The organism is Flavobacterium luteolum, from assembly GCF_027111275.1.
GTDB classification, from domain to species: domain Bacteria; phylum Bacteroidota; class Bacteroidia; order Flavobacteriales; family Flavobacteriaceae; genus Flavobacterium; species Flavobacterium luteolum.
In genome coordinates, this window is sequence record NZ_CP114286.1 from 106,942 (window position 1) to 125,275 (window position 18,334).

The window sequence follows — 18,334 nt, forward strand, 5'->3', positions numbered from 1 at the left end:
TTTATACTTTCTTAATTTTTATTTTTGATATGCTACAGCTTTCTGTTTGCTTGTTCCTAAACCTTCAATTCCCAATTCAACAACATCGCCAGCTTTAATATAAATCGGATCTGGTTTAATTCCTAAGCCAACTCCCGGAGGCGTTCCTGTACTAATAATATCACCCGGAAGTAAAGTCATAAACTGACTTAAATAATGTACCAAATAAGGAATTTTGAAAACTAAATTTAAGGTATTGCTGTCTTGGTATTTTTTACCGTTTACCGTCAACCACATTTTTAAATTGTCAACATCAGCGATTTCATCTTTTGTAGCCAAAAATGGTCCAAGAGGCGCAAAAGTGTCGCTTCCTTTTCCTTTTGCCCATTGACCGCCACGCTCTAATTGAAAAGCTCTCTCGCTATAATCATTTAATAAGGCATAGCCAGCAACATAATCTAAAGCTTCTGCTTCTTCAACATAACTTGCTTTTTTTCCTACTATAAAAGCCAATTCTACTTCCCAGTCTGTTTTTTCGCTATTTTTTGGAATAATCAAATCGTCGTCTGGACCACACAAAGAAGTTGTCGATTTGAAGAAAATAATTGGTTCTGTTGGAATTGGAGCATTGGTTTCTTTACAGTGATCGATATAATTTAATCCAATACAGATAATTTTTGAAGGTCTTGCTACTGGCGAACCCAAACGTACAGAAGCATCAACTTCTGGCAAAGACGGATTGTTTTCTAGTGCTTTTTGTAATTTTTCTAATCCGTTCTCTTCAAAGAAACTTTCGTTAAAATCGGTTACAATCGAAGAAACATCATATCTCTTTTCTCCAATTAAAACTCCAGGTTTCTCTTTTCCGATTTCTCCAAAACGTATTAATTTCATAATCGTATATTTTTAATTGTTAGTTTATTATTTCTGATGAAAGGTATCCATCAATCGCATAATCATCTTAGAAATTCTACTTATTATTCATTCAAAATCCTTTATAAAAGCAAAGCATAATTAATAAATGTAAAAAATACAATTACAAAAATACTTTTTAAAAATTAATATCCGAGATATATTTCATTTTCCTATTCTTAAAATAACTAAACTTTAAATTTTTATAACATTTTTTAGACTGTTTGTAAAAATTATATCACTAATTCTCCTATTATGCAAAAAGATTCTTTAATAAATAAAGGATTTCTTGTGCATTTAAATCTTATTTCTACTTTTGTAATTGTATTTTTTACATTTATTATTTCAAACGATTTCACTACCCAAAATTCCTATATAAAAATGATAAAATTAAAAGGCATAACTTGGAATCATACAAGAGGTTTACTACCAATGGTTGCCACATCACAGCGTTTTACAGAACTACATCCTGATGTTGAAATTTCTTGGGAGAAAAGAAGCTTACAAGAATTTGCAGATGCTTCTATTGAAGATTTAGCCAAAAGATTTGATTTATTGGTAATCGATCATCCTTGGACAGGTTTTGGAGCGCAAACCAAAGCGATTCTTCCGTTATCTGATTATTTATCAAACGAATATATTAAAGATCAAGAAATCAACACCGTTGGAAAATCATACGGAAGTTATGTTTTTCACGACAAATTATGGGCGCTACCAATTGACGCTGCAACTCCGGTTGCCTCTGCCCGCTTGGATCTTTTAGAGAAAAACAGTTTGGAAGTTCCTAAAACTTATGATGATTTATTGACTTTAGCGAAAAAAGGTTTAGTTGCCTTTGCCGGAATTCCAGTAGATGTTTTAATGAGCTTTTATATGTTTTGCTGCAGTTTGGGCGAAGCTCCTTTTCTTTCTGAAGAAAAAGTGATATCTGAAACAACAGGAATCAAAGCGCTTCAAATGTTTAGAGAATTAGCACAATTAATTGATCCAGCTAACTTTAACCGTAATCCAATTCAGGTTTATGAAGCGATGGTCAATTCAGACGAAATTGCGTATTGCCCGTTTGCTTATGGTTATTCTAACTATTCTCGCATTGGCTACAGCCAAAACCTTTTACATTTTTACGATTTAGTAAAATTGAATGATAATCCAATGATTTCTTCTTTGGGAGGAACTGGATTAGCGGTTTCTTCATTCAGCGAACATATTGATACAGCCATAAAATATGCAGGATTTACGTGTTCACCACAAGTTCAGCAGAATATTTATACCGATAATGGCGGTCAGCCGGGTCATTTGCAAGCTTGGAAAAGCGAAAGAATCAATAGCGTAACGCACGATTATTTCAAAAATACCTTACCAGCTTTAGAACGTGCTTTCCTTCGCCCAAGATATTATGGTCACATGTATTTCCAAGATCATGCTGGAGATGTGGTTCGTAATTATTTGATGAATGGCGGAGACGAACTAAAAGTGTTGGAAGAAATGAATTCCCTTTACGCGGAATCTCTAAAAATTCAGACCGTATGAGACCTTTAGAAGGATTAATTGTTCTGGAATTCTGCCAGTTTTTAGCAGGTCCTTCAGCTGGTTTAAAGTTGGCCGATTTGGGCGCACGCGTCATCAAAATCGAGCGTCCTGTAAAAGGTGAAGCCTGCAGACAATTGAGCATTAAAGATTTATTTGTAGACGATAGCAGTTTACTTTTTCATACGATTAATAGAAACAAAGAATCTTTTGCAGCCGATTTGAAAAATCCTGACGATTTGGTTTTAATTAAAAAACTAATCGAAAAGGCTGATATTATGACGCATAATTTCAGACCTGGAGTGATGGAAAAAATCGGTTTAGATTTTGAAAATACGCTTTCTATAAATCCACAGATTATTTACGGAACCATTACAGGTTACGGAAACGAAGGTCCTTGGGCAAAAAAACCGGGACAAGATTTATTGTTACAATCGCTTTCCGGATTAAGCTGGCTGAGCGGACGCAAAAGTCAAGGCCCAGTTCCTTTTGGCTTGGCTGTAGCCGATTTAATGTGCGGGAATCATTTTGTACAAGGAATTTTAGCAGCACTTTTAAAAAGAGCTAAAACCAAAAAAGGAGTTTTGGTAGAAGTTAGTCTGCTGGAATCTATTTTGGATGTGCAGTTTGAAGCCATTACTTCTTTCTTAAATGACGGCGGTCAATTGCCTGAACGTGGTGATATTAAAGGAAGTGCACATGCTTTTTTAAGTGCGCCTTATGGAGTTTACCAAACACAAGACGGCTTTTTATCGCTGGCAATGGGCGATTTACTTTTTATTGGAAAAACGCTAGGTTTAGATTTAAGTGCTTTTGCAGATAAACATCTTTGGTTTGAAAAAAGAGATGAAATCAGAACGATTTTGAGCGAAAGAATTCAAACCCAAACTTCTGATTATTGGATTGAAATCTTGCAGAAAGAAGGTATTTGGTGCGGAAAAGTTTTCAATTATGAAGAATTAGACAATCAACCTTTTGTAACTAAATTACAACTAAAACAAACCGTAAAAAATACCGAAGGCGAAACTTTGGTAACAACCAGAAGTCCAATACAATTGGATGGCGAGATTTTATTAAGTGAAAAAGCAGCGCCAAAAGTAGGTCAGGACAATTCAGCAATACACAAAGAATTCATTCGTTGAATCGATTAAACAAATAAACGATTCAACGAATAAACAACAAAAACGGTTAAACAAAAAATGAAACCATTAGAAGATTATTTAATTGTAGATTTCAGTCAGTTTCTTTCGGGTCCGTCGGCGAGTTTGCGTTTGGCAGATTTGGGAGCGCGTGTTATAAAAATTGAAAAACCGGGAACGGGAGATATCTGCCGAACATTATATACTTCTGATTTGATTATGAACGGCGAATCGTCTGTTTTTCATACCATTAACAGAAACAAAGAATCTTTTGCAATTGATTTTAAACAGCCTGAAGAACTTCAAAAACTAAAAAAATTATTAGCGAAGGCTGATGTTGTTATGCATAATTTCAGACCTGGAGTTATGGAACGCATTGGTTTGAGTTATGAAGAAGTTAAAAACATTAATCCGAATGTGATTTATGGGTCAATTTCTGGTTTTGGAGAACATCCAGATTTGAAAGATTTACCGGGACAAGATTTGCTTTTACAGTCTTTAACCGCTTTAACTTGGTTAAGCGGTAATCAGGAAGATGGCCCAGTTCCTATGGGATTGTCGATTGTTGATATGCTTGCGGGAGCTCATTTAGCACAAGGAATCTTAGCCGCTTTATACCGAAAAGCAACGCATAATATCGGCGCACAAATTCAAGTCAGTATGTTGGAATCCGCGTTTGATTTTCAGTTTGAAACTATTACGACTTATTTTAATGACGGAGGCGAATTGCCTGTTCGAACTAAAACTAATAATGCACACGCTTATTTGGGTGCTCCATACGGAATTTACAAAACCAAAAACGGCTATTTAGCATTGGCAATGGGATCGATTCCTGTTTTGGCTTCTTTGCTAAAATGCGATGCTTTATTGGCTTTCCCTGAAAATAAATTTACGCTTAGAGACGAAATCAAAAATATTCTTGCCGATCATCTGCAAACGCAGGAAACACAGTTTTGGTTAGATATTTTAGAACCCGCAGACATTTGGTGCGCAGGAGTTTTAAACTATCAGCAGTTATTTGCAGAAGATGGATTTAAGGTTTTGAATTTTACACAGCAAGTCGAAATGTTGGATGGATATACGTATAAAACAACACGCTGTCCTATAAAAATTGACGGCGAATATCTGACTTCTGGAAAAGGTTCGCCGAAACTAGGTCAGGACAACGAGAAAATTATTAAAGAATTTATAGACTGCTGATGGAAAAAATTAGAATCGCCGTTCGAAAATTCGATCCTTTCGAAAGTACACTTCGAAAATTATGGGATGCATTTTCACTTCAAAACAATATAAAAATTGAAGCAGAAATGGTTGCCTTAGAACTTCATGATTTGTATGAAACTACTATATCAGAAAAGGGTTTAAAAGAAGGAAAATGGGATATTGCTCATATCAATACCGATTGGATTTTTGATGCTGTAAACGAAAATGCGGTTCTTAATTTATTTCCATTAATTGGCGAAAATCCGCCAGAAAATTATCCTTTCGGATGGCATAAATCACTTTTGCATTTGCAGAAACTAAGTAATGGCATTTTCGGACTTCCTTTTCACGACGGTCCAGAATGTTTGATTTACCGAAAAGATTTATTCGAAAACGAAACGGAGAAAGAGAATTTTAAAAAACAGTTTGGTTACGAACTTTCAACACCAAAAACTTGGCAGGAATTCGCAGAAATAGCAACATTTTTTAATCGTCCCGAGCAAAATTTATACGGTGCTGTTTTTGCCAATTATCCAGACGGACATAATATGGTTTTTGACTTCTGCCTGCAATTATGGACGCGTGGCGGTTCTTTATTAAACAACAAAAATCAGATTGACATTCATAACGAAGCAGCAATAAAAGCATTGGATTTTTATCGAAAAATGGTCAATGACAAAAATGCGGTTCATCCAAAATCGAGAGAATTTGGTTCGGTTGAAGCAGGTTTGGCTTTCGCCGAAGGGCAAGCAGCAATGGCCATCAACTGGTTCGGATTTGCTTCTATGGCAGAAGTAATTGAAGAATCGAAAGTAAAAGGAAAAATCGATATTACTTCTCTCCCATCCGATCCAGGCCACAAAACCGCTTCTTTGAATGTATATTGGTTGTATACCATTGGTTCCGGAAGCAAACACCAAAAACTAGCTTATGATTTTTTACGTTTTGCAACAACGCCAGAAAGTGATAAATTATTAACTACTGAAGGCGGTATTGGTTGCCGAAAATCGACTTGGAAAGATGAAGAAATCAATACATTAATTCCGTTTTATCATAAACTGGAAATGCTTCATGAAAATGCATTAACACTGCCTCAAACGCCAATCTGGCCAAAAGTAGCCGAACTTATTGATGGCGCTGTTTTAAAAGCCATTGAAACTGATATTTCGTCTGAAATACTTTTAGAAGAAACTCAGAAAAAAATTAGAGAATTAAGTCACGGAACAACATTACACAGCTCTGTCAAAAATTAAACTTGGCAGACTTAATTTCAAAATATAGAACAAATGAATATTCCCTATAAACCCTTACTTCCCCAAACAGAGCAGCCCATTGTGATTATTGGAGCGAGCGGTATTGTAAAAGATGCCCATCTTCCTGCTTACGAAATGGCTGGTTTTAAAGTTTTTGGTATTACCAACAGAACCATTTCAAAAGCATACGATTTACAGAAACAATTCAAAATCGATCATGTTTTTGAAAATGTCGCCGATGCGGTTAAAAATGCGCCATCGAACGCTGTTTACGATATCACCGTTTTACCTGATCAATACATTGAAATTCTAGAACAATTGCCTGACGGCGCTGCGGTTTTGATTCAGAAACCAATGGGAAATGATTTGGCTCAGGCACGCGAGATTGTAGCGGTTTGCGAAAGAAAAAATCTAGTTGCTGCAATCAATTTCCAATTGCGTTTTGCTTCTTTTGTAAGCGCAGCCAGATATTTAATCGATCAGGGCATTATCGGCGAGTTATACGATTTAGAATTTAAAGTTACCGTAAATACGCCTTGGGAATTGTTTCCTTTAATAAAAGAACATCCAAGATTGGAGATTCTTTTCCATAGTGTGCATTATATTGACTGTATTCGTTCTTTTCTGGGAAATCCGAAAAGTGTAATGGCAAAAACGGCTAAACATCCGCTTAAAAAATTATCTTCAAGCCGATCTACAATTATCTTAGATTATGGCGAAGATAAACATGTTGTGATCAATACAAATCACGATCATCATTTTGGTCCAAAACACGAAGAAAGCTACATCAAATGGGAAGGAACAAAAGGCGCTGTTAAAGCAAAAATGGGATTGTTAATGAACTATCCTGACGGTCTTCCTGACGTTTTTGAGTATGCATTGCCAAAAAAAGATAATGAAAATGAATATGAATGGACAGAAGTAAAATTGGAAGGTTCTTGGTTTCCAGAAGCTTTTATTGGTGCAATGTCTAATCTAATGCGTTACAAAGAAGGTTCTGACTCAACATTGTCTGCAAGTGTCCAAGATGTTTTGGGGACGATGAAAGTTGTAGAAGCTTGTTATGAAAGTAACAAAAACGGCGGAATTTCTTTTCAATAAGTGTAATTAAAACACTATATTTCAAAACCGAAAAACAAAATTTAAGTCCTCTTCAAAATAAACGCGATGTTGAGCTGACGAATAAAAAGAATAAATTATGTATTTTAAATCGACTTTTTTCGAAGATTATCAAATCGACGACAAACGAATAACTTTAGGCAGAACCATTACAGAAACCGATTTTGTGGTTCATGCTGGACACACAGGAGATTTCTTCCCTCATCACATGGACGAAGAATGGTGCAAAACTCAGCCATTCGGACAGAGAATTGCGCACGGAACCATGGTTTTTGCGATTGGAATCGGATTAACAGCTTCTGAAATAAATCCGGAAGCTTTTTCTAGAGGATATGACAAAATGCGTTTTGTAAAACCTGTTCATATTGGTGACACTATTCATTCTGAAGTTACGATTTCTGAAAAAGGCGAAGCCAAAAATCCTGAAATGGGAGCTGTTACAGAACATGTGGAAATTATTAACCAAAGAGGTGAAGTAGTTCTTGTTTGCGATCACCTTTTATTTGTGAAAAGAAAATCTTAAATATTAGCTTTATAACAATCTCGCAAAGTCGCAAAGACGCAGAGTTAAAAGTAAAGTAATTTGAAAGACTTTGCGATTCTGCGACTTTGCGAGAACCACTAAAAAACAACTTAAAACTATCACACGAATGCAAATTACAAACCAAGCCGGCGATCTACATGAAGTGCCAACAGAAGGAGGAAATCAAAAGCAATATCTTTTGCCTTTTATCCTCGTTACATGCCTATTTTTTCTGTGGGGAATGGCCCACAACTTAGATTCAGTTTTAATTCCGCATTTGAAAAAAGCGTGCGAATTAAACAATCGCCAGTCTACTCTAATTGATACTTCTGTATTCTTTGCTTACTTCATTATGGCGATTCCTGCGGGAATGCTGATTAAAAGATTTGGTTATAAAAACAGTATCATTACTGGATTATTAGTTTTTGCAACGGGAGCATTTTTGTTTGTTCCAGCAGCTAATACTAGAACTTACGAATTGTTCTTATTTGCCCTTTTTGTAATTGGATGCGGTTTAACGATTTTAGAAACCAGTGCAAACCCATACGCAGCGATTTTAGGACCTTCAGAATCTTCTTCCAAGAGATTAAATTTAGCGGCTTCTTTTAACGGATTAGCTGCCATGGTTGCTCCTATTGTGGGTTCGCTATTTATCTTATCTGGAACAAATCATACAAAAGAACAAATGGCAGCAATGCCTGAGGCTGAAAAAGCGGCTTACTTATTGGGCGAAGCGGCTTCTGTAAAAATGCCTTATATTGTTTTGGGAAGCATCTTAGTTTTGGTTGCTGTTATATTTTATTTCGTACAATTGCCTTCAATGAAAGCAACTCATGCAGAAGCTGAAATTAAACCTGGATTTTTCTCTGTTTTAAAATTCAGACATTTAAGCTGGGGTGTTGTAGCTCAATTTTTTTATGTGGGTGCGCAGGTTTGTATTACGAGTTTCTTTATCAGAATTGCACAGCAAGGTGCTGGATTAGACGAAAAAACGGCTGGATATTATTTAGGAATCTATGGTTTCCTTTTTATGGCAGGGCGTTTTATTGGAACTTTCTTTTTACGTTTTGTAAAAGATTATGTTTTATTGTCAATCTATTGCGTAATGAGTGTTTTATTGTGCTTAGTTGCAATTTACGGTTCTGGAATTGTGGTTATTTATGCTCTTGGAGGAATCGGATTTTTTATGTCAATTATGTTTCCAACTATTTTCTCTTTAGGAATTAAAGGTTTAAAATCAAATACAGAAACGGGTTCTTCTTGGTTGGTAATGTCAATTGTTGGTGGTGCTATTATTCCGTACGGAATGGGAACTTTAATCGATATGAATCACGATGATATTCAGTCTGGATATATTATTCCATTGGTTTGCTTCTTGATCATTCTTTCTTTTGGGGCTTTTGGCCATAAGGTGAAAGCTGTTTCTGAATAGTTTTTTTTACCACTCCCGATAGCTATCGGGATATAGGATTAAAAAGGATTTTTTTTTTAGCCGCTAATTGCACGAATTAACACGAATTTTTATTTTTAAAATATCAATTGCCTCCAGCTAAAGCTGGAGGTTTTTTTATTTAATGTAAATAAAACACACATCCAAAAAACTCCAGAGGAGCGACATATTTATAGCACTGGAGAAGCGATACAATATCATCACAATACGTTTCCCGCGGTTGAAACCGCGGGCTATGTTTGAAATATATAAACGATATATTTTATATTTACTCATGGTATAAAATCAAAAACGCCTCCAAATTGGAGGCGTCTTCTTTTAGTCATGTTTATTAATGGTGTTTGCCATTACCGTGATCGTGGTTCTTGTCTGACTTATTTCCTTTGTTTCCTTTATCGTTTCCGTAATGATTTCCGTTGTTGCCTTTTGGTTTTTCTCCTCTATTTTTTTGAGGTTTTCCGTGGTAACCTTTCGGATATTCGGCTCTATGTTTTGTGTGATAGTAATAAGGAGAATCTCCTCTATAATCGGTCAAAACTACTTTGTATCCTGAATACAAATCATAACTTCTATATCTTGACGGAAGTCTTTTTTCACGTATCCATTTTCCGCTGTTGTCGTAAATAAATACGCTTTGATTTACATCATAATATACATCGATGTCTGGCAAATAATAGTATCTGCTGTTGTCGTAACCTTGTGGTCCCCAATTTGGAGGTGTACCAATATTTACATTTACTGATACCTGAGCTTGAGCAAAAAATGCACTCATAAAAAGCACTGAGGCGAATATAAACTTTTTCATTTCTTTAGAATTTAAATGTTAATCTTGTTAGATATTAATCGAAAGTAATGCCAAAGATTTACGATTCAAGCATTCATTATACAAAATCATCAAACTAATCGACGGAGAGCGTTTTTTAAACGACGTACTTTTCAAAAAACCGTCTCATGTTTTGAGACGGTTTTTATCATTATAAACAATTATTTCCAACCACCACCCAACGCTCTGTACAAATTAATAACAGCTTGTAATTTTTGCAGGTTATCATTAACTCCGTTCAATTGTGCTGCTAAAAGATTTTGTTGAGATGTTAATACATCTGTATAGTTAGTTGCCGAACTGTATTCTAAAAGTTCTTGTGTAAAGTCTACTGCTTTTTCTAAAGCTGCAATTTGTTTCGCTCTAGAATCTTCTTTTTCAACAGCCATTTGGTACGCATACAAAGCATTTGAAACTTCCTGACCAGCTACTAAAAGACTTTGTTGGAAATTGTTGTATGCTTGCAATTGTTGTGACTGCGCTGTAGTCAACCTCATTTTATTTAAACCATGATTAAATAAAGGCTGCGTTAATCCTCCGATGATCGAATAAAAAATAGAATGGCTGAAGAAGTCATTCAATTCTAAATTTGAAAATCCTGTACTTGCTGTAAGCGTCAAACTTGGATAAAAATAAGTTTTAGCCAAATTAGTCGACTCAAAAGCGACTCTGAAATTAAATTCCGCTTGACGGACATCAGGACGATTATTCAATAACTGTGCTGGCATTCCGATTGCGATTTGTTCAGGAATAATCTGTGTTCCTAGAACTCCTCTATCAATTGGTCCAGGCCCTTGTCCAAGTAAAATATTTAAAGCATTTTCGGTTTCACGAATACTTTGTTTCAAGTCCGGAATTAAAACTTCGGCCGCATGCTGATTAGCCTCACTCTGAACAACAGCTGCACCAGTTACAATTGCTCCTTCTTTTAAAGCTTTAATGGTTGCAACGTTTTCGATACGGCTTTTTAAGGTTTCTTCCGTAATTTTTAACGATTCATCATACGATAATAACAAGAAGTAATTATTAGCAATATCAGCAATTAATTGCGTCTGAACGGCTTGTTTTGCAGCATCTGAAGCTAAATAAGTTGCTAGAGCCGCTCTTTTAGAACTGCTTAATTTTCCCCAAACATCAATTTCCCAAGAACTGCTTACGCCTAATTTGTAAGTAGTTGTTAAGGTATTAATATTGATTCCTGCCGGAAAGTTTAATCCTGCCTGAGATTGCTTGTTATGCGTTACATTGGCGTCCAACTGCAAACTTGGGTAATAAGCCAATTTACTCTGACGCAAAGAAGCTCTTGCCTGAACAATATTCTCAATTGCATTTTTCAGATTCAAGTTTTGTTCTAAACCTTTCTGAATTAATGCATTTAATTTTTCATCTTTAAAAACAGTATTCCAAGGCATGTCTGCAATTGTAGTCGAATCGGTTGTAGACTGATCACGATATAATTGATCTGTTTTTAAAGTTGTGGGACGTTCGTATTTCTTGGTAACAGAGCACGCACTAATGAGTGCGGCTGTTATTACCAGTAAAATATATTTATTAGAACTATTCGTCATTTTTGTTGTAATTAAAATTTACTCTTTGTGAGCTTCTATTAAATGAATTTCGTCTTCATCGTCATCGTCATCATCATAACCATCTTTCGCTGGACCACTTATTCTTTCTTGTAAAGTCTGGAAAATGATAAACAGAACCGGAATAACAAATACTCCTAGAATGGTTCCGATTAACATACCTCCAACGGCACCAGTACCAATAGATTTATTACCAACAGCACCTGCGCCTTTGGCAAACATCAACGGAACTAATCCTAAAATAAAGGCAAACGAAGTCATCAGAATTGGACGTAAACGCGCTACTGCTCCTTCAATAGCAGCTTGTACAATTGGAAGTCCTTTTCTTCTTCTATCCAAAGCAAATTCGACAATCAAGATACCGTTCTTCGCCAGAAGTCCGATAAGCATGATTAAGGAAATCTGCAGGTAAATGTTACTATTTAATTTAAAAATAATCGAGAATAAATACGCTCCTGCTAATCCAAACGGAATTGATAATAATACCGCAAATGGCAAAATGTAACTTTCGTATTGTGCACTCAGTAGGAAATAAACGAAAACCAAACATAAAAGGAAAATGAAAATCGTTTCACTTCCTGAAGCTAATTCCTCACGCGTTAAACCTGAAAATTCATATCCATAACCTGCAGGAAGATTTTCTGCAGCCACTTCCTGAATTGCTTTAATTGCATCTCCAGAACTATAACCTGGTTTTGGTGCTCCTGTAATCGAAATTGACGTAAACAAGTTAAATCTTGAAATAGATTCTGGTCCAAAAACTCTGGTCATTTTTACAAACTCAGTAATTGGCGCCATATTTCCTGCGCTGTTTCGAACGAAAATTTTATTCAATCCTTCTGTATTAGCTCTAAATTCTGGAGCTGCTTGAACCATTACACGGTATTGTTTTCCGAATTTGTTGAAATTCGAAGCATACAATCCTCCGTAATATCCTTGCATGGTAGATAAAATCGTATTTACAGAAACTCCTGCGTCTTTCGCTTTCGCTAAATTAATATCCATCATATACTGAGGGAAACCAGGGTTAAATGGCGTTGTCGCATATTGAATTTCTGGACGCTCAGATAATTTTGCTAAGAATTCATTATTAACTTTATAAAACTCGGAAGTCGTATGCCCTCCTTTATCCTGCAATTGGAATTCGAATCCACCACTTTGTCCAAAACCTTGGATAGTCGGAGGCGAAATAAAGAAAATACTTGCTTCACGAATACCACTTGTTTTTGCAAAAAGCTGTCCAATTACATCATCAACACTTAAATCACGCTGATCCCAAGGATATAGTTTCACAATTACCATACTGTACGCACTACCCGCTCCTGCCGTAAAGTTCTGTCCGACAATACGAAGTGTATTTTTAACTCCTGGAATTGTTTTAGCAATACTATCTACTCTTTTAGCAATAATATCCGAACGTTCCATAGAAGCTGATGGCGGCAAACTAATATTAGCAAATACAGTTCCTTGATCCTCTGAAGGAACGAAAGCAGATGGCGTAGTTTTCATCATATAAACTAACGCAACACCAGCAATTACAATTGAAGCCAATGCAATCCATTTTTTCGCAGAAAGGAAACTTACAGAACGTTTGTATCGCGCCGTAACATTGTCGAATGCCACGTTAAATGAAGTATAAAAACGCTGTAAATAACTTTTATGTTTGTGATCATCAGCATGTGGTTTCAATAAAAGCGCACATAGAGCCGGACTCAAAGTCAAGGCATTTACTGCCGAAAGAATAATCGCAACGGCTAGTGTAATACCAAACTGTTTGTAGAATACCCCTGTTGATCCGTTAATAAAAGTTACTGGAATAAATACCGCAGCCATTACCAAAGTAATCGAAATAATCGCTCCCGAAATCTCGTCCATCGCGTGAATAGTCGCTTTTTTAGCCGACTTATATCCGTGGTCGAGTTTGGCGTGAACGGCCTCGACGACGACAATCGCATCATCGACCACAATACCAATGGCGAGTACCATTGCAAAAAGCGTCAATAAGTTAATCGTAAATCCGAATAAATTCAGGAAGAAGAATGTACCCACAATCGCAACCGGAACCGCAATTGCCGGAATTAACGTAGATCTAAAATCCTGAAGGAAAATAAATACTACGATGAAAACCAATATAAAGGCTTCAACCAATGTGTGAATTACTTTTTCGATAGAAGCATCCAAGTTCTCGTTAACGTCCACCATAATAGTGTACTTCATTCCTTTTGGGAAACTTTTTGCTGCTTCTTCAATCAATTTTTTAGAATTGATAATTACATCACGAGCATTAGATCCAGGCGTCTGGCTAATCGCCATTGCTGCCGATTCTACTCCGTTTGTTTTAATCGTTGACGAATAACTTAAAGATCCCAATTCAACTTTAGCTACATCTTTAAGTCTAAGCATCTGTCCATTTCCAACAGATTTTATAACAATGTCCCCAAATTCCTGAGCACTTGTTAGACGTCCTTTGTATTTAATTACATATTGAAATGCCTGATTTCCGTTTTCACCAAATTTACCTGGTGCTGCTTCGATATTTTGTTCTGCTAAAGCTGCCGAAATATCACTTGGAATCAGTTTATACTGCTGCATTACGTCTGGTTTTAGCCAGATTCTCATCGAGTAATCTTTGGCACCAAAAACGGTTACATCTCCTACCCCAACTACACGCTGAATTTGTGGTACAAGGTTAATCTTTGCATAGTTTTGAAGAAACGTCTGATCGTAAGCTTTATCATCACTGTATAAAGAGAAAATCAACAAATTACTACTCTGACTTTTGGTTACTGTAACCCCAGCCTGAGTTACCTCTACTGGCAATAAACTTGTTGCTCTAGAAACCCTGTTCTGAACGTTTACCGCTGCTAAATCAGGATTTGTTCCTACTTTAAAGAAAACTTTGATTGAAGCATTTCCGTCATTTGTTGCTGTAGAAGTCATGTAAGTCATGTTTTCTACACCATTGATCTGCTCTTCAAGCGGAATCACGATACTTTTAAGTACCACATCTGCATTGGCTCCAGTATAACTTGCCGCAACGTTTACCGTTGGCGGTGCGATATCCGGATATTGGGAAATCGGTAACTCAATTAGGCCTAAAACACCTAAGATGACGATAATAACAGATATTACCGTCGAGAGTACGGGTCTTTGTATAAATTTTTTAAACATTTTTTTTATTTTAAATCGGCGTAAACTGCTTCTTGGCTTTGATTATTAGGTTTAATTTCAGTTCCTTCTTTCAATGAAGCTACTCCTTCTAATACGATTTCATCTCCAGCTTTTAAACCGCTTGTTACCACATAATAGTTTCCTGCTGAGTTGTCCAACACTGTGATATTAGCATTTGTAGTCTTTTTATCTTTTCCTACAACAACTGCAAACATTTTATCTTGTAATTCGAAAGTGGCGCTTTGAGGAATTATAATGGCGTCTTTAACGTAGTTCGGAATTTGCACTGTAGTACTGCTTCCGCTTCTGATAATTCCTTTTGGATTTGGGAAACGAGCTCTAAAATTTACAGTACCTGTTTCTGTATTAATTAATCCGTTTACGGTTTCTATTTTTCCTTTTTGATCATAAGTCGAACCATCAGAAAGTACTAAAGAAACATCTGGCATGCTTTTTATTTTTTGGTTTAATGAACCTCCTGCATCTTTAGTAAAATTTAGCAGTACTTTTTCATTCATTGCAAAATAAGCGTATACATTACCAATACTTGAAACTGTTGTTAAAGGCTCGGCTGTATTAGAACTTACTAAACTTCCTAAACGGAAAGGAATCGAACCTACAACTCCATTTACCGGACTTGTAACGGTAGTATAACCTAAATTAACTTTAGCATTTACTAAAGCTGCATTTGCTTGCGCTAAAGATGCCACAGCTGACTCATAAGTATATTGAGCCGACTCCAAATCGTATTTGCTGATAATTCCTTTTTCAACCAATGGTTTTACTTTATTCACAGCCAATTTAGCCGAACTAACTTCTGCCTGAGCACTTTTAATGCTTGCTGTCGCAGTACGAACTTGCTGCTCATATTCTGGAGCGCTAATTTTAAATAATGGCTGTCCTGCTTTGACTACAGCACCTTCATCAACAAAAATTTTATCAATATAGCCTTCAACTCTTGGGCGAATTTCTATATTTTGCTGTCCTTGGATACTAGCAGGAAAATCGCTGTTTAATGTCGCTGATTTTAGCTGTAATGTCACAGTCTTATATTCTTTAATCTGCGGCGCACCTCCGGCTTGAGCCGATTTATCATTTTTACCGCAAGAAGCGATAATAAGTGATGCTGCGAGGATGCTTAAAAATGATTGCTTAGTCATTGTGAAAAATGTGTAATTATCGATTATATGTGAACAAAAGAAATAAAATATAAGATACGAAATTTTTCAAATAGACGAACAGCAAGAGACAATCGATAAAGGTAAGATGAGAACCGATGGTTTTATTTAAAATATTAAACAAGCGTTTAATTTTTGTCTTGTCGGCTCTAAAATGCTTTTTAGAGACTCTAAATCCGATTTTAGCGATTACCCAAAAATTGTATTTGAATAAAATGTAATATTGTCCATAAATATCAAGAATTACAATGGGACCAAGCTTTTTCAGACCTTACTTATTTACCGGATTACACATACTGAGCTGGGTATTATTAGGCTTTATCATGCTGTTTTACATACCTTTAACTTGGAATGTAACGCTTCCTGATGTCTTCTGGCTCTGGCAAATGGTCTTATTGATTTTACTGATCATCATTTTTTATTCGAATGCGAAAATTATAGTTCCCCGAACCATCTTTAAAGACAATACTTCTCCTTTTCTAGTTTGGGCTTTTATTACGATTTTTGCCATGCAGGTTATTGCTTATTTTTATACTTCACAAACGGATCTTCACACCAAAATAAGTTTGATTCTAGGGTTCAAAAAATATAAGAATCCTTATTTCGACAATTACGTTTTAATGCTCAGTTTACTTGTTTTAGGAATAAGCACAAGCTGGGCTATGTTGCAATATTGGCAAAAAGCGGCTCAGCACAAACAAAAGTTAGAACAGGATAAAACAGCCGCGGAACTTGCCATGCTTAAGGCACAAATCAATCCACATTTTTTCTTTAACTCGCTTAATAGCATTTATTCACTTACTTATACTGATATTGAAGATTCTAGAAATGCGCTTCACACTTTGAGCCGTATGATGCGTTATTTACTTTACAGCACAGAAGAAAAAACAACGTTGCTGAAAGAAGCTGAATTTATGAGAGATTTCATTGCATTAATGAAACTTCGTGCCAACAGTAAATTGACTATTACAACAGATATTCCCGAAAAAATACATGATTATCCAATTGTTCCGATGTTATTACTACCTTTAGTAGAAAATGCTTTTAAACATGGTGTTCATGCCACCGATAAAAGTGAAATTTACATTAAGCTTACGCAAAATGGAAGCGAGCTCGAATTTGAAGTCGAAAATACTTATTTTGAAAAAACAGCAGTTTCTGATGTAGGCGGAATTGGCTTGACCAACACCAAAAGAAGACTGCAATTGATTTATCCGAATCAGCATTTTATTTCTTTTGGAGTTACCGACCACGGAACATATAAAATTAAATTGAAGATAAATTTAGAGCAATGACAGTAATAAAATGTATAGCAGTAGATGACGAACCATTGGCTTTAAGACTGGTAGAAACCTTCATAGAGCAGACTCCGTTTTTAGAATTAATTTCTACTTGCGACAATGCTGTCGATGCAATGGGACTTATCAGGGAAACAAAACCAGATCTTGTTTTTTTAGATATTAATATGCCTAATTTAAGCGGAATGGAATTGGCAAGATTAATACAAGATCAGCCCGGACCTTTGCCAAAAATCATTTTTACTACGGCTTACAATCATTATGCAATTGAAGGTTACAAAGTAAATGCTGTAGATTATCTTTTAAAACCTTTTAGTTACGAAGAATTCCTGCGTGCTTCAAGCAAAGTTTTACAATTAGCCGAAGAAGCCAATAATACATTTACTACTATTACCGCAGATGACGAATTTATCTTCTTGAAGGTAGAATATCAATGGGTAAGAATTTCACTAAAAGACATCACCTATATTGAAAGTCTGAAAGATTATGTAAAAGTGCATCTTGAAGATTCGCAGAAAGCTTTAATGTCTCTGATTTCGCTTAAAGCATTAGAAGAAAAACTGCCTTCCTCAAAATTCATGCGTGTACATCGTTCTTTCATTGTCTCATTAGATAAAATAAGCGCCATTAGTAAAAACTCCATTTTTATTGATAAAATAGAAATAACGGTTGGCGAACAATATAAAGAAGCCTTTAAGACATTAGTCGATAAATGGCTGAAATAAATTTAGAATAAGAATTACAAAATCATGGAAAAAAGATCAAACAAATATTACTTGACATTAAGCCTTAAGGAATATGCAAATGGTGAAACCGAACCAGCAAAAGAACTCGGAATAGAATTTGACAATCACGATGAAATCTTTGGAATTATAGAACGCATCAAAGAAAAAAACATTTTTCCCGACGATTCACAAGCTGTTCAGTTTGCTTTAGGATTAAAATTATTCAGCGAAATCAAAATAAAAAACCGCAAAAACCCTCTTTTTGACGAACTAAATGAAGTTTTTCCAGTCTTCATGAAAAAATTAAAAAGCCTTTAAAAATACCTTTAAAGGCAAGACCTCAGCTTAATACTTCTTGAATTTTAGAACGTTAAATTTCTGCTAAGAAAAGAATAAACCCTTGTTTTGTGGCAATATTTTGCAACAATTTTTCGTTCCAATAAGGCAT

At 35.7% G+C, this 18,334-nt stretch carries 15 protein-coding genes; 10 read left to right on the forward strand and 5 right to left on the reverse strand.

The genetic code is table 11. The annotated features are described in order from the left end of the window. Positions 1–18 precede the first annotated feature (18 nt). Positions 19–873: a fumarylacetoacetate hydrolase family protein gene (locus tag OZP10_RS00315; protein ID WP_281632980.1), complete on the reverse strand. Its 855-nt coding sequence runs from the start codon at positions 871–873 to the stop codon at positions 19–21. A 399-nt stretch (positions 874–1,272) separates the two neighbouring features. Between OZP10_RS00315 and OZP10_RS00320 the strand changes: the two genes are divergently transcribed. The 7 genes from OZP10_RS00320 (at position 1,273) to fucP (ending at position 9,087) form a co-directional block, all read left to right on the forward strand. Then, complete coding sequence (locus tag OZP10_RS00320) at positions 1,273–2,421, forward strand: ABC transporter substrate-binding protein (RefSeq protein WP_281632981.1); 1,149 nt, start codon at positions 1,273–1,275, stop codon at positions 2,419–2,421. Continuing rightward, a complete protein-coding gene (locus tag OZP10_RS00325; RefSeq protein WP_281632982.1) occupies positions 2,418–3,560 on the forward strand; it encodes a CaiB/BaiF CoA transferase family protein in 1,143 nt (380 codons plus the stop codon). Before OZP10_RS00320 ends, OZP10_RS00325 begins: the two co-directional genes overlap by 4 nt. Before the next feature lie 57 nt (positions 3,561–3,617). Continuing rightward, complete coding sequence (locus OZP10_RS00330) at positions 3,618–4,757, forward strand: CaiB/BaiF CoA transferase family protein (RefSeq protein WP_281632983.1); 1,140 nt, start codon at positions 3,618–3,620, stop codon at positions 4,755–4,757. Continuing rightward, complete coding sequence (locus tag OZP10_RS00335) at positions 4,757–6,013, forward strand: extracellular solute-binding protein (protein WP_281632984.1); 1,257 nt, start codon at positions 4,757–4,759, stop codon at positions 6,011–6,013. The genes OZP10_RS00330 and OZP10_RS00335 overlap by 1 nt, the downstream gene beginning before the upstream one ends. A gap of 33 nt (positions 6,014–6,046) precedes the next feature. Then, positions 6,047–7,114: a Gfo/Idh/MocA family protein gene (locus OZP10_RS00340; RefSeq protein ID WP_281632985.1), complete on the forward strand. Its 1,068-nt coding sequence runs from the start codon at positions 6,047–6,049 to the stop codon at positions 7,112–7,114. 97 nt (positions 7,115–7,211) lie between these two features. Continuing rightward, positions 7,212–7,655, forward strand: a complete 444-nt coding sequence (locus tag OZP10_RS00345) for a MaoC/PaaZ C-terminal domain-containing protein (protein WP_198857403.1) — start codon at positions 7,212–7,214, stop codon at positions 7,653–7,655. 127 nt (positions 7,656–7,782) lie between these two features. Further along, positions 7,783–9,087 carry an L-fucose:H+ symporter permease gene (gene fucP, locus OZP10_RS00350; protein ID WP_281632986.1) on the forward strand — a complete coding sequence of 435 codons (1,305 nt, stop codon included), beginning with the start codon at positions 7,783–7,785 and terminating at the stop codon, positions 9,085–9,087. A gap of 349 nt (positions 9,088–9,436) precedes the next feature. Here fucP and OZP10_RS00355 read toward each other — a convergent pair whose 3' ends face one another. From OZP10_RS00355 to OZP10_RS00370, 4 genes are all read right to left on the reverse strand, one after another. Next, positions 9,437–9,910 (reverse strand): hypothetical protein, encoded by a 474-nt coding sequence (locus tag OZP10_RS00355; protein WP_281632987.1) that lies wholly within the window; start codon positions 9,908–9,910, stop codon positions 9,437–9,439. A gap of 179 nt (positions 9,911–10,089) precedes the next feature. After that, complete coding sequence (locus OZP10_RS00360; protein ID WP_198857406.1) at positions 10,090–11,496, reverse strand: efflux transporter outer membrane subunit; 1,407 nt, start codon at positions 11,494–11,496, stop codon at positions 10,090–10,092. 18 nt (positions 11,497–11,514) lie between these two features. Then, complete coding sequence (locus tag OZP10_RS00365; protein WP_281632988.1) at positions 11,515–14,685, reverse strand: efflux RND transporter permease subunit; 3,171 nt, start codon at positions 14,683–14,685, stop codon at positions 11,515–11,517. 5 nt (positions 14,686–14,690) lie between these two features. Then, positions 14,691–15,845, reverse strand: coding sequence for an efflux RND transporter periplasmic adaptor subunit (locus OZP10_RS00370; protein ID WP_281632989.1), 1,155 nt, complete (start codon positions 15,843–15,845; stop codon positions 14,691–14,693). Between the two features lie 266 nt (positions 15,846–16,111). On the opposite strand from OZP10_RS00370, the gene OZP10_RS00375 reads away from it, so the two are divergent. From OZP10_RS00375 to OZP10_RS00385, 3 genes are read left to right on the forward strand one after another with little or no spacing between them, the layout of a single operon-like run. Further along, positions 16,112–17,158 (forward strand): sensor histidine kinase, encoded by a 1,047-nt coding sequence (locus OZP10_RS00375; protein WP_281632990.1) that lies wholly within the window; start codon positions 16,112–16,114, stop codon positions 17,156–17,158. Beyond that, positions 17,155–17,886, forward strand: a complete 732-nt coding sequence (locus OZP10_RS00380) for a LytR/AlgR family response regulator transcription factor (protein ID WP_281632991.1) — start codon at positions 17,155–17,157, stop codon at positions 17,884–17,886. The genes OZP10_RS00375 and OZP10_RS00380 overlap by 4 nt, the downstream gene beginning before the upstream one ends. Before the next feature lie 24 nt (positions 17,887–17,910). Next, the gene (locus tag OZP10_RS00385) at positions 17,911–18,204 is read left to right on the forward strand and encodes a DUF3861 domain-containing protein (protein WP_281632992.1); all 294 of its coding nucleotides are present in this window, start codon (positions 17,911–17,913) and stop codon (positions 18,202–18,204) included. Positions 18,205–18,334: the final 130 nt, after the last annotated feature.